Raw genomic sequence first — 12,091 nt, 5'->3', positions numbered from 1 at the left:
TCTCCCAGGCGCAGGGAACTCCTGGAACGAGCGAGAGAAGGACGAACGGCGTGCAGAGGACGACGGTGAACAGCGGGACGAACCGGACGACGGAGCTGATACGGGCGGCGCAGTACGGGGACCCCTGGGCGTGCGACGAGCTCCTCGGCGCCCACCGGCCGCTCGTCCACGCCCTGGTGTCCCGCGCCCTCGACTCCGGCCCCGTCACCGCCGACGCCGTCACGCAGGACACCCTGCGCCGCGTCCACGGCTCGCTCCACACCCTGTCCGCGCCGGAGGGCTTCCGGCCCTGGCTCCTCGCGCTGGCCGTGGACACCGCCCTCGCCCACACCGCCGCCGCGGGATCCGACGCCGGCGGCTGGCTGGACGTGCGGGACGCCCTCCTGGCGGCCCTCGGATCGCTGGAGGACGAGGGCCAGGTCCTCCGGTACGAGACGGCCGCCGCGCTCCAGTGGACGCCGGAGTCGACGGCGGCGGCCGTGGAGACCGCCCGCGCCCGGTGCGCGGCGGCCCGCTCGGTGACCGCCGCACTGGCCCGGCGGCCCCGCTGCCCCGCCCTGCACGAGCTGACCGCCGGATGGGACGGCCGCCCCGGCCCCGGCCCGCTGGACCACCTGGCCCCCCACGTCGTCCGGTGCGCGACCTGCACGGCCCCGGCCCCGGCTCCCGCCCCCGCGTCCGGATGGCCCACCGTGCCCGCCCCGCGGTCCGCGCCGAGGGCGTACGGCACGCCCGAGGCGTACGGCGCGCCCGGACCCGGCGGCGTACCGGAGGCGGACGAGCCGACCCGGGCGTACGAGCTCGGGACCCCCGCCCCGTCCCTGGCGGCCTCTCCGGCCCCGGCTCCCGGCGGCCGGGCCGGCACGCGGGCGGCCCGCCGGGTGCGGCGCCGGGCCGACGAGCGGAACCGCCGCCGGGCCGCCGTCGCGGCCGGGATCGCGGTCGTCGCCGTGACGGGCGGGGCGTTCTCCCTGTACGGCGGCCGCGGCGGCCAGGAGGAGCTCCTGGAGGCGAACCGGGCGGCGGCCCCCGGCCCCGACCTCCCGCTCACCCACGACCCGGACTCCCTCACCACCACCCCCGCGACCACCGCCCCGGCCCCCTCCACCACCGCGCCCTCCGCACGCCCCTCCTCCGCGAAGCCCACCGCCGCCGGGAAGAAGACGGCGACCCCGCGCCCCACCACGGCGACCCCCAGCCCCCACCGCACCGTCGACACCCCGGCCACCACACCGCCGAAGCGGACCGCCGCCCCGGCGCCCGCCCCCACGACCGCCGCCCCGAAGCCCGCACCGACGACCGCCGAACCGACCGCCGGCACCGGCGGGGGCACGGGCGCCGGCACGCAGCACGACACCGGGCAGGGCACGACGGCCGACCAGGTGGTCGCCCTCGTCAACGCCGAGCGCGCCAAGGCCGGCTGCGGCCCGGTCACCGCGAACGCCACCCTCGCGCGCGCCGCCCAGGGCCACTCCGACGACATGGCGGCCCGCGACTTCTTCGACCACACCAACCCCGACGGCGACGGCCCGGGGGAGCGGGTCACCGCCGCCGGATACCCGTGGTCCACGTACGGCGAGAACATCGCGATGGGCCAGACCACCGCCGAGCAGGTCATGGAGGGGTGGATGAACAGCCCGGGCCACCGCGCGAACATCCTCAACTGCTCCTTCAAGGAGATCGGCGTCGGCGTCCACACCGACGGCGGCCCCTACTGGACCCAGGTCTTCGGCGCCCGCTGACCCTCCGTCCGCCGACCGCCCGCCCGGTCAGCCCCGGGCCTCCGCGACCAGGGCCGACAGCTCCACCCGGGAGCGGAGCTGGAGGCGGGCGTAGACCCCGCGCAGGTGGTGGTCGACCGTCCGGGGGCTGAGCGACAGGCGCGCCGCGACCTCCCGGTTCGTGGCGCCGTCCGCGACCAGCCGTGCGATCCGCTGCTGCTGCGGGGTGAGCGAGGCGAGGGCGGCGGGCTCCGGCGCCCGGCCGCCGGCCGCGCCCGTCGCGCGGAGCTCCGCCCGGGCCTGCCGGGCCCACCCCTCGGCGGCGGCCCGCTCGAAGGCGACCAGCGCGTCCCGCAGAGGGCCCCGCGCCTCGCCGGGCCGCCGCAGGCGCCGCAGCCGGACGCCGTACGCGAAGAGCGTCCGGGCCCGCTCGAAGTCGTTGCCGCTCTCCTCGTGGCACCGCAGCGCCTCGCCGAACCAGCGGCGCGCCTCCTCGCCGCGGGGCGCCAGCAGGGCGCGGCAGCGGGCCAGCTGGGCCGGGGCCGGCCGGTCGAGCCCGTACGCCGCCCACCGCGCGTACTCCTCCGTCGCCGCCCGCGCCTCCGCCTCCTGCCCCGAGGCCACCGCCGCCTCCACGAAGCAGGGCACGGCCAGCATCCGGAGCGCGAAGTGCCCGCCGCGCGGGCCGGGGCCGACGAGCGGCGCGAGGCGTGCGGCGGCCCGCTCGGCCAGTCCGGCACCGGAGTCCGCCCGCGCCAGCGCCCACTCGGCGAGCGTCACCGCCTGGGCGAGGCCGTGCGGCCGCCCGATCGCCAGCGCCCGCTCCGCGTGCCCGGCGGCGGCCGGCCCGTCGCCCGTCACCGAGGCCACCAGGGCCAGGACCGCGTGCTGGTGGGCGGCGGAGTTGTGCTGGCCGGTGGCCCGCGCCGCGCGCAGCCCCTCCCGGGCGGCGTGCCCCGCCCGGGAGTACCGCCCGGCCCGCAGCTCCGCGTACGCCAGGTGTTCGAGGATCCGGGGCAGCAGGGAGGCCCGCCGCTCGGCCCGCGCCCGCGCCAGCGCCCGGCCGTGCAGCCGGGCCGCCGCGGCGACGTCCCCGAGCACCAGCGCGGCTGCCCCCGCCCGCAGCAGCAGCCGGGGCTCCTCGCGGCCCGCGCCCCCCGCGACCACCCGGGCCAGGGGGGTGCGGGCCCGGTCCGGGCGGATCGTGAGCGCCGCGCGCAGCCCCTCGGCGAAGGCCCGCTCGGTGCCCCGGGCCGCCGGTGCCAGGTCGAGCGCGGCGAGGCAGGCGCCGACGTCCCCCGCCGCCCACGCGGCCTCCATCGCGAGGAACCGCGCGTCCGCCGCCTCGGCCGGGCACCGCTCCCCGAGCGCCTTCGCCGCCTGCGCGAACGACTCGTGGGCGTCCATGACCGGCCCGCCCGCGAGCGCCGCGAACCCCCGCGCCAGCAGCTCCCGCCCCCGCGCCGCCCCCGACCGGGCCCGCACGGCCGGCGGAGGCCCGAGCCGGTCCGCCCGGTGCCGCTCGTGCCGGGCGTCGGGGAGGGAAGGCAGGGAGGGGAGCGCGGGGAGGGAGGGGCCGCGGAGCGCCGGACCGGTGGGTTCGGCGGGGTGCCCGCCCGGCTCCGCGGTCCCCGCGGGGACCGCGCACCCGCCCGGCTTCGCCCCCTCCTCGCGTACGGCTCCGAGCAGTCCCGCCGCGCGGCGCAGGAACGGGTCGGGGAAGGCGAGTTCGTCGCCCCGGCGCCGGAGCAGCCCGGCCGCCACCAGCCCGTCCAGCGCCTCCACCGGCACCCGCAGGGCGCGGGCGAGGGCCAGTGCCGTGCCCACCTCGGTCCGGTACGCCTCCTCCCGGACATCGTCCGGCGGGTCCGCCGCACACGGACCGTCCGGCTCGTACGGGCCGTCCGGCGTGCCGCAGGCCCGTGCCACCACGCCCAGCAGCCGGCGGCCGTCCGCCGGGAGGGCGCCGAGCAGGCCGCCGTACACCGCCGCGAGGGTGTCGTCGCCCACCAGCCGCACCGGCGCGGGCGCCGTTCCGGCGAGCACGGCGGGCGGGAGCCGGCGGACGGCCTCGGCGAGGACGCCCGGGTGCCCGGCCGCCTCGTCGAGGAGCCGTTCGGCGACGGCCCCGCCGACGCGCCGGCCGTCCGGGCCTGCCAGCAGGGCGCGGGCGGCCGGCCGGGCGAGGCGCTCCAGGCGCACCAGCGGCGCCCGCTCGGGGACGGGCAGCGGCCGGCCCGGCGCCGCCGCCACGAGCCAGCGGACCCGGGCCGCCGCCCCGCGCGGATCCGGCGCCCGCCAGTGCGCGGCCAGCGCGGCGCGCGAGTGGGCGTCCCACAGCGGGAGGTCGTCGAGGCAGAGCAGCACCGGGCCCCGCCCGGGAAGGACGGCGGCGAGCGCCGCCGCGACCCCGCCGGGACCCCGGGCGAGCCGGCCCGCCCGCCGGGCCGCCGCGCCGGACGGGGCCAGGGCGGCGAGGAGCGCCCGCGTCCCGCTCCACGGCACCCGCCGGCCCGGCGCGCCGACCAGGTGCGCCGGGCCGGGGAAGTCCCGGGCGGCCCGGGCCAGCAGTCCGGACCGGCCCTCGCCGGGGCCGCCGGCCACGCACACCACCCGCTCGCCCCCGTCCGGCCCGGCCGCGTGCAACAGCCCTGCGAGGAGGGCGAGTTCGCGGTCCCTGCCGTACGGTGCGGGCGGTCCGGTGCCGGAGGTCACGCCCGCCACGCTAACGAGCCCCGCCGGGGACGGGAACGGAGCCGTACGGGGGTCTGGGCCGGCGCCCAGACCCCCGTACGCCGGACTGGGCCCGCGCACAGGGCGTCAGGAGCCCAGCGGGCAGCTGCCCCGGTACTCGTCGATCGTCAGACCGGGCCGCGGCAGCGGGCAGAGGAACTGCTCGTACCGGACGTCGTCGTCGACGAACCGCTTCAGCCACGAGAGGCTGTACTTCGCGATGGTCGTGTTCGACGTGTTGGGCGTGAAGTGGGTGGCGCCGTTCAGCTCCAGGTACGCCTTGTCCAGGCCGGCCGGAAGGCTCTCGTAGAAGGGCTCCGAGTGGGTGGCGACGGGCGCGATCGTGTCGCCGTCCGCGCCGATGACCAGCGTCGGCGTGCTGATCTCGGGCCAGGTCTTGTCCGTGTTCCAGCCGGTGAGCGGCACCGCCGCCTTCAGCGACGGCCGGCTCTTCGCCGCCTCCAGCGTGCCGCCGCCGCCCATCGAGTGGCCCATCACCGCGAGCCGCGAGGCGTCCACCCGGCCGCGGACCGGGCTCTTCTGCGTGAGGTGGTCGAGCGCGGCGAGCAGCTGGCGGCCCCGGCTGTCCGGCTGGTCCAGCGTGGTCAGCGTGTCGATGACGAAGACGACGAAGCCCTGCGAGGCCAGCCGCGGCCCCAGCCAGGCCACCGAGGACTGCGTGGCGGTGAAGCCGGGGGAGACCGCCACCGCCCCGAAGGTCCCGTCGGCGGTGCTCGTCGGGTAGTAGATGGTGCCGCCGCCGAAACCGGTGGCGGCGAGGGAGGAGACGGAGGTCTCCGCGACCGCGTACGGACCGCGCAGGGCCTCCACGCTCGCCTGGGTCGGCGCGGGGCCCCGCTCGTACGGGTTGCCGGCCGCGGCTCCCGCGCCCGGGGCGAGGAGCAGCGCGAGGCCGGCGGCGACGGCGGAGGCCGCGGCAAGGTATCGCTTCACGACGAAGTCGTCCTCTCGTGTCGTGGTACGGCCGTCCCGTGGGGAGGGCGCGGCCGGTTGCCGTGGGGTGGCCCCGCCACTGTGGGCGCGGCGCGCGGCGGCGTCATCGGCACAATCACCGGTCCCGCGCATCCGGGCGGGCCCGCCGGACGGAAGGAGGGGACGGTGGGTCCCGTCGTCCGGGCGATGCCGGTCCCCGGGGCCGCGCGGGCCTTCCGGACGACGCCCGTCGTCCGGAAGGCCCGCGTCGTCCCGGCGACCCTCCTCGTCCGGACGGTGCTCCTCGTCCGGACGGCGGGGACCCGCCCCGTCCCGTCCAGCAGGACGCCGTGCGTCCCGTCCGGAAGCGAACCGCCGCCGTGAACGATCCCGCCCCCGCCCGCGCCGCCGTGAAGGGTCCCGCCCCCGCCCGGCGGCGGGGCCGCACCGCCGTCGTGCTCCTCACCGCCGACCTCCGGGTCCACGACCATCCGCCGCTGCGCGCGGCCTGCGGGGCCGCCGACGAGGTCGTGCCCGTCTTCGTCCGGGACCCGGCCGTGGACCGGGCCGGGTTCACCGCGCCCAACCGGCTCGCGTTCCTCGCCGACTGCCTCGCCGACCTGGACCGCTCCCTGCGGGAGCGCGGCGGCCGACTGGTCGTGCGCACCGGGGACACGGTCGCCGAGACGTGCCGGATCGCCCGGGAAGCGGACGCGGACGAGGTGCACACGGCGGCGGGCTGCACCGGCTTCGCCCGCGCCCGGGAGACCCGGCTGCGGCGCGCCCTGGAGGAGGACGGCCGCCGGCTCTACGTCCACGACGGCGTCGACTCCGTCGTGCCGCCCGGCGACGTCGTCCCCCAGGGCTCGGACCACTTCGCGGTCTTCACCCCGTACTTCCGGCGCTGGTCCGAGCGGCCGGTGCGCGCCCCGCTGCCCGCCCCGCGCACCGTCCGCGTCCCCGAGGACCTGCGCTCCGACCCGCTGCCCTCGCGCGCCGACGTGCCCGGGGTGTCGGCGGGGCTCGCGGCCGGGGGCGAGACCGAGGCGCGCCGGCGGCTGCGGAGCTGGACGTCCCGCCACCTCGGCGCGTACGAGGACCGCCACGACGTCCTGGACGACCGGGCGGGCGACGGCACCTCCCGCCTCTCGCCGTACCTCCACTTCGGCGCGCTGTCCCCGGTGGAGCTGGTCCACCGGGTCCGCGCGGGCCGCGCGGGGGAGGAGGCCGGGCCCGGCGCGGCGGCCTTCGTGCGCCAGGTGTGCTGGCGCGACTTCCACCGGCAGGTGCTCGCCGCCCGCCCGGACGCGGTCCGCGAGGACTACCGGCCCCGCCACGACCGGTGGCGGCGCGGCGATGAGGCGGAGGCCGACCTGCGGGCCTGGCGCGAGGGCCGGACCGGCTATCCCCTCGTGGACGCGGGGATGCGGCAGCTCGCCCACGAGGGGTGGATGCACAACCGGGCCCGGCTCGTCACGGCCTCCTTCCTCACCAAGACGCTCTACGTCGACTGGCGCGAGGGGGCCCGGCACTTCCTGGCGCTCCTGGCAGACGGGGACGTCGCCGAGAACCAGCTGAACTGGCAGTGGGTGGCCGGCACCGGCACGGACACCCGCCCCAACCGGGTCCTCAACCCCGTCCGCCAGGCCCTGCGCCACGACCCCGACGGGACGTACGTGCGTCGCTGGGTCCCGGAACTGGCCGGGCTCGCCGGGCCCGCCGTCCACGAACCGTGGCGGCTGAAGGGCCCGGACCGCGCCGCGTACGACTACCCCGACCCCCTGGTCGGCCTCGACGACGGCCTCGCCCGCTTCCGGCAGGCCCGTGGCACGGACTGACGGCCCCGGAAGGACCCGCCCCGGGGACGGGACGCCTCCGCCCGGGGCCCGTCCGCCCCAGGCCCCTCCGCCGTCCCGTGCACCCGGGGCCCGTCCGCCGTCCCGTCCGGCTCCCGTGACAGACTGCGGACCCCACCGACGTCCGGCCGCAGGAGGAGCGATGCCCGCAGAAACCCGGACCTCCGCGTCCCCCGCGCCGGTGCTGAGGTCCGGGACGCGGGCCCCGGCCGGCATCGTCCTGCTGCTGCACGGCGGGCGGGAGGACGGGCTGGAGGCCCCGCCGCTGCTCAACCTGCCCGCGCTGCGGATGCGGCCCTTCGCCCGGGCCGTGCGGCGGGCGGCGCGCGGGCGCCGGGTCCTCGTCGCCGAGGCCCGCTACCGGCACCGCGGCTGGAACGGCGAGCGCGCCGACGCCGCCCGGGACGCCGGGGCCGCGCTCGCCGCGCTGCGGGCCCGCTTCGGGGAGCTGCCGGTCGTCCTCGTGGGCCACTCCATGGGCGGCCGGGCGGCGCTCGCCGCCGCCGGGGACCCCGCCGTCCGGGGCGTGGTGGCCCTCGCGCCCTGGTGCCCGCCGGGCGAGCCCGTCGCCCACCTTGCGGGCCGCCGGCTCCACCTGCTCCACGACGAGACGGACCGGGTCACCGCCGCGCGCGACTCCTGGGCCTTCGTCCGCCGGGCCCGGGAGGCCGGCGCCGACGCGACCGGCATCCCCATGCCGGCCGGCGGGCACGCCATGCTGCGCGGGGCCCGCCTGTGGCACCGGCGCGCCGCCGGACTGGCCCTGGACGTCCTGGCGGCGCCCCCGGCCTGACGGCCCGCCGCCCGCCCGGGAAGTGCCCTCCGCACCGGCCCGCCCCCGACTCCGGGCGGACGCCCCCGATTCGCGGGAACGGACATCTCGGGCAAGGATCGGGGCGGAGAGGAGACAGCGATGTCCGAACTCATCGTCATCGGATACGAGGGCCCCGCCGAGGCCGAGGAGGCCCTCGGCACGGTGCAGGAACTCCAGCGCGACCAGGTCGTGGGACTCAACGGCCTCGCGATCGTCTCCGTGGACGCGGAGGGACGCACCCACGTCGACACCTCGAACAGGGTCGTCGGGGTCACCGCCGCGACCGGCGCCCTGTGGGGCACCATCTTCGGCATCCTCTTCCTCGCCCCGGCGGTCGGCGCCCTCACCGGCGCCGCGCTCGGCGGCCTCGTGGGACGCCTCAGCAAGTCGGGCGTCGACGAGCGGTTCCGCCAGCAGGTCGGGGACCTCCTCAGGCCGGGTGCGGCGGCCCTCGTGATCATGGCCTCGAAGCTCACCGAGGACAAGTTCACGGCGGCGATGCAGCGCCACGGCGGCACCGTCCTGAAGACCTCCCTCAGCGACGAGGACGAGAGGGAACTGGCGGAGCAGCTCGCCGGCCCCGCGTGACCGGCCCACCCGCCCGCTCCCCCCTCCTTCCTCCCCTTCCCCTTGTCTTCCCTTCCCCTCCGTCCGGCCCGCTCGCTCCGTCCCGGCCGCCCGCTCCCCGATACGACAGGAAGGCCCCCTCCATGGACCCCGTGCTCAGCAGTGAGGTGCTCGCGAAGCTGCGCCGGCCCCGGCCCTATCCGGCCGTCTCGCTGGTGATGCCGACGCACCGCCGCGAACCGGACAACGCCCAGGACCCGGTGCGCCTGCGCAACCTGCTCGCCGAGGCCGAGAAGGCGCTCACCAGCGACCCGGACGTGCCGCGCGAGCGGCGGCTCGACGTCCTCGACCAGCTGAACCGCGCCGCCGCCGAGGTCGACCTCGCGCACGCGGAGGACGGCCTGGTCATCTACGCGGCGCAGGGCGAGCACCAGGTGTGGTCGCTGCCCAGGACCGTGCCCGAGCGGGTGGTCCTCTCGGACACCTTCCTCACCCGGAACCTCGTCGCCGCCCACGCCGCCGAGCAGCCCTACTGGGCCGTCGCCGTCGCCGCCGACCGGGTCTCCCTGTGGAGCGGCGACCCGGAGCGGACCGTCGAGGCCGCCCGGGACGGATTCCCGCTGACCCGCAGCCTGGAGCCCCAGGACGTCGAGCGGGAGCAGCGGGTCGGCGACGTCCCCAGCACCTTCAGGGACGAGGACACCCGGCAGTTCCTGCGCGAGGCCCACGAGAAGCTGCGGGCCGTCCTCGCCGCCGCGCCCCGCCCCGTGTACCTCCTCGGCACGTCCGAGGCTCTCGGTCTGGTGGAGGAGCTGGGCTCCCTCGGCCCCGACACCGTCACCGTCCAGCACGGCGGCCTCGCCGACGGGCCCGCCACCGCCGTCCACGCCGCCGTCGAGCCCGCCCGCGCGGCCCGCGCCGCCGCCACCGTGACCGTGCTCACCGCCGAGCTCGACGCGGCCCGCGGCCGGCGCGAGTACGCCGGCGGCATCGACGAGGTGTGGCGGGCGGCCAAGGAGGGCCGGGCCCGGCTCGTCGCCGTCGAGGACGACTACCGCACGGTCGTACGGGAGGAGGGCGGCCACCTGGAACCGGCCGGGGACGGCGAGGAGGGCGCCCGGGACGACATGGTGGACGAGATCGTCGAGCAGGCCCTGGAGACGGGCGCCGAGGTGCGCTTCGTCCCCGCCGGCACCCTCGACGGCCAGGGGCGCATCGCCGCCGCGCTGCGCTACTGACGGCGGCGGGACACCGGGCCGGGACGCTCCCCGAGGGCGTCCCGGCCCGCCCGCGTGCCCACCCCCGGGGATCAGGGCTCGTCGTCCGCCCGGAAGGCCAGCAGCGCCGTGTCGTCGCGGTGGTCCGACAGGCCCTGGAGGGTCCGGAGCAGGTCGGGGAGCGCCTGGCGGCGGCAGCGGGCGGCCTCGTTCGCCAGCCGGCGCTGCCCCTCGTCGATGGCCGCCGAGGGCGTCTCGATGAGACCGTCGGTGTAGAGCAGCAGGGTGTCGCCGGGCCCCAGGACGTGGGTGTGGGTCGTACGGAGGAAGTCCGAGGCCACGCAGAGGGGCGGGTCCGCCGCCCCGGGCAGGAAGTGGACGTCGCCGTCCACCGGCACCACCAGGGGCGGCGGATGGCCCGCGCTGGACCAGGTCAGCAGCCAGGTGGCGTCCGGGCGGCGGTTCAGGCTCGTGTGCAGCGCGGTGGCCAGCGGGGCCGTGCCCAGGCCCGCGGAGACGTGGTCGAGGCGGCCCAGGACCGCGTCCGGCCGGGCCCCGGGACCGCCCGCGTACGCCAGGGCCCGCAGCATGCTGCGCATCTGCCCCATCGCCGTGGCCGCCTTCAGGTCGTGGCCGGCCACGTCCCCGATGTCGAGGACGAGCGTGCCGTCCGGCAGCGTGAAGGCGTCGTACCAGTCGCCGCCGATCTCCTCGGCGGAGCTCGCCGGCTGGTAGCGCGCGGCCAGCGTCCCGCCGGGCACCGTCGGCGGCTCGGTCAGGTGGGCGCGCTGGAGGCCGAGGGCGGTGTGCCGGGCCCGCTGGAGGTCGAAGACCTTGCGGATCGGGCGCTGCGCGTGGTGCAGCACCTCCCGCAGCAGCTCCGTCTCGGCCGGGCCGGGGACCGGGGTGTCGCCGTTGCTGCTGGTGGCGGCGTAGCCGAGCACCAGGTCGTCGACGATCAGCGGGATCAGGGTGAGGCTGGTCGACCCCGAGGCGGTCAGCCAGCGTTCGCTGACCGTCGGGATCAGCCCCGGGGGCACGGGCGCGCCGGGGTCCAGCCGGAAGGTGACGGGCACCCGCCGGGCCAGGACCTCGCGGACGGTCCGCGTCACCGTCACCCGCTGGCCGCGCAGGGCGGGCGGGGCGGGCAGTCCCCGCCGGGTGGCCGACGCGATCCGGCGCGCGGTGACCTCCGCGCGGTCCGGCAGCGGCCACTCGTCGTGCGAGAGCAGCAGGATCAGGCAGGCGTCGGCGAGCTCCGGCACCACCACCTTCACCACCTCGGCGAACGCCTCGTGCAGGGTCTCCCCGGACACCGCGGCGACCTGCGCGAGCAGCCGCTCCCGCAGCTGCGTCCCCCAGGAGTCCTCGACGTCGGCGCTCGCCGACACCCACTCGGCGACGACGCCGTCCCGCAGGACCGGCACGGAACGGCTGGTCATGTGCCGGTACGAGCCGTCCGCCGCCCGCACCCGGAACGTCGCCTCGAAGGCCCCCGGAGGGCCGCCGGCCTCCTCGCCGCCCGCGGCCCGGCGCCACGCCGCGCCCAGCTCCTCCCGGTCGCGCGGGTGGATGTGCGCGTACCAGCCCTTGTCGGCGCGCGGATGCCAGGGACTGCCGGTCAGCTGCTCCCAGCCGGGGACGAGTTCCTCCATGGAGCCGTCGGGTCCCAGCACCCACACCATCTGCGAGATGGCCGAGACCAGCGCCTCGTAGCGCTGGAGCGTCTGCGTCTCGGCCGTGGTGTCCATGGCCAGGACGAGGATCCCTGGGCCCTCGACGGTGGTGACCGGGCTGCACGAGTACACGAAGTGCCGGGCCTGACCGGGGGCCCCGGGGTCGGGCCGCCGCTCGCCGACGACCTGCCGGGCCCGTCCCGTGGCCCGTACGGAGTCGATCACCTCCAGGAAGGGGTGCCCCTCCGTGTCCGCGAACGCGACGCGGGCCGGGAGGCCGGCCCGGCGGGGGCCGAACAGCCGGGTGAACGCGGAGTTGGTGTAGAGCAGCCGGCCCTCCGGCCCGGCCAGCAGGGCGACGGCGGCGACGGTCCCGTCGAACATCCGGGGGTCGACGGGCGCCCCGCCGGCCCCGGGCGGGGCCGCTCCGGTCCCGTCCGCTCCGGATCCGCCCACCCCCGTGCCGTCCGCTCCGGTCCCGTCCGCCCCCGGCTCCCCGGACGTGCCCGGCCCGCCTCCCGGCACGTGCGTCCCGTGCCCGGCCGGCCCGTCCGCGCCCGTACCGCCCTTCACC

The 12,091-nt window shown here is 78.6% G+C and carries 9 protein-coding genes; 6 read left to right on the top strand and 3 right to left on the bottom strand.

Annotated features, from left to right (window positions below):
- Positions 1–50 precede the first annotated feature (50 nt).
- Positions 51–1,742 (top strand): CAP domain-containing protein, encoded by a 1,692-nt coding sequence (locus tag IE326_RS22655; protein WP_190042804.1) that lies wholly within the window; start codon positions 51–53, stop codon positions 1,740–1,742.
- A 27-nt stretch (positions 1,743–1,769) separates the two neighbouring features.
- Here IE326_RS22655 and IE326_RS41555 read toward each other — a convergent pair whose 3' ends face one another.
- Together IE326_RS41555 and bdeA are read right to left on the bottom strand one after the other, a co-directional pair.
- Positions 1,770–4,436 carry a helix-turn-helix transcriptional regulator gene (locus IE326_RS41555; protein ID WP_190042803.1) on the bottom strand — a complete coding sequence of 889 codons (2,667 nt, stop codon included), beginning with the start codon at positions 4,434–4,436 and terminating at the stop codon, positions 1,770–1,772.
- 105 nt (positions 4,437–4,541) lie between these two features.
- On the bottom strand, positions 4,542–5,408 hold the full coding sequence (gene bdeA, locus IE326_RS22645) for a bis(hydroxyethyl) terephthalate hydrolase (RefSeq protein ID WP_150226575.1): 867 nt from the start codon (positions 5,406–5,408) through the stop codon (positions 4,542–4,544).
- Between the two features lie 165 nt (positions 5,409–5,573).
- On the opposite strand from bdeA, the gene IE326_RS22640 reads away from it, so the two are divergent.
- The 5 genes from IE326_RS22640 (at position 5,574) to IE326_RS22620 (ending at position 9,862) form a co-directional block, all read left to right on the top strand.
- Positions 5,574–5,771, top strand: a complete 198-nt coding sequence (locus IE326_RS22640) for a hypothetical protein (RefSeq protein ID WP_190042801.1) — start codon at positions 5,574–5,576, stop codon at positions 5,769–5,771.
- A gap of 26 nt (positions 5,772–5,797) precedes the next feature.
- Complete coding sequence (locus IE326_RS22635) at positions 5,798–7,225, top strand: cryptochrome/photolyase family protein (RefSeq protein WP_190043472.1); 1,428 nt, start codon at positions 5,798–5,800, stop codon at positions 7,223–7,225.
- A 160-nt stretch (positions 7,226–7,385) separates the two neighbouring features.
- Positions 7,386–8,036 carry an alpha/beta fold hydrolase gene (locus tag IE326_RS22630; protein ID WP_190042800.1) on the top strand — a complete coding sequence of 217 codons (651 nt, stop codon included), beginning with the start codon at positions 7,386–7,388 and terminating at the stop codon, positions 8,034–8,036.
- 120 nt (positions 8,037–8,156) lie between these two features.
- A complete protein-coding gene (locus tag IE326_RS22625) occupies positions 8,157–8,645 on the top strand; it encodes a DUF1269 domain-containing protein (RefSeq protein WP_150226571.1) in 489 nt (162 codons plus the stop codon).
- Positions 8,646–8,767: 122 nt separating this feature from the next.
- Positions 8,768–9,862 carry a baeRF3 domain-containing protein gene (locus IE326_RS22620; protein WP_150226570.1) on the top strand — a complete coding sequence of 365 codons (1,095 nt, stop codon included), beginning with the start codon at positions 8,768–8,770 and terminating at the stop codon, positions 9,860–9,862.
- Between the two features lie 71 nt (positions 9,863–9,933).
- Here the strand turns inward: IE326_RS22620 and IE326_RS22615 are convergent, their stop codons facing one another.
- Positions 9,934–11,973: a SpoIIE family protein phosphatase gene (locus IE326_RS22615; RefSeq protein ID WP_190042799.1), complete on the bottom strand. Its 2,040-nt coding sequence runs from the start codon at positions 11,971–11,973 to the stop codon at positions 9,934–9,936.
- Positions 11,974–12,091 lie beyond the last annotated feature (118 nt).

It is taken from the genome of Streptomyces filamentosus (assembly GCF_014654895.1).
Taxonomy (GTDB): Bacteria; Actinomycetota; Actinomycetes; order Streptomycetales; family Streptomycetaceae; genus Streptomyces; species Streptomyces filamentosus.
The sequence above is the reverse complement of the archived record's forward strand: the minus strand, read 5'-3'. Positions and strand labels throughout refer to the sequence as shown.

Bases quoted from the DNA above. Each gene is read 5' to 3' on its own strand.
- IE326_RS22630 (WP_190042800.1), top strand. From the start codon at position 7,386: ATGCCCGCAGAAACCCGGACCTCCGCGTCCCCCGCGCCGGTGCTGAGG.
- IE326_RS22625 (WP_150226571.1), top strand. From the start codon at position 8,157: ATGTCCGAACTCATCGTCATCGGATACGAGGGCCCCGCCGAGGCCGAG.
- IE326_RS22620 (WP_150226570.1), top strand. From the start codon at position 8,768: ATGGACCCCGTGCTCAGCAGTGAGGTGCTCGCGAAGCTGCGCCGGCCC.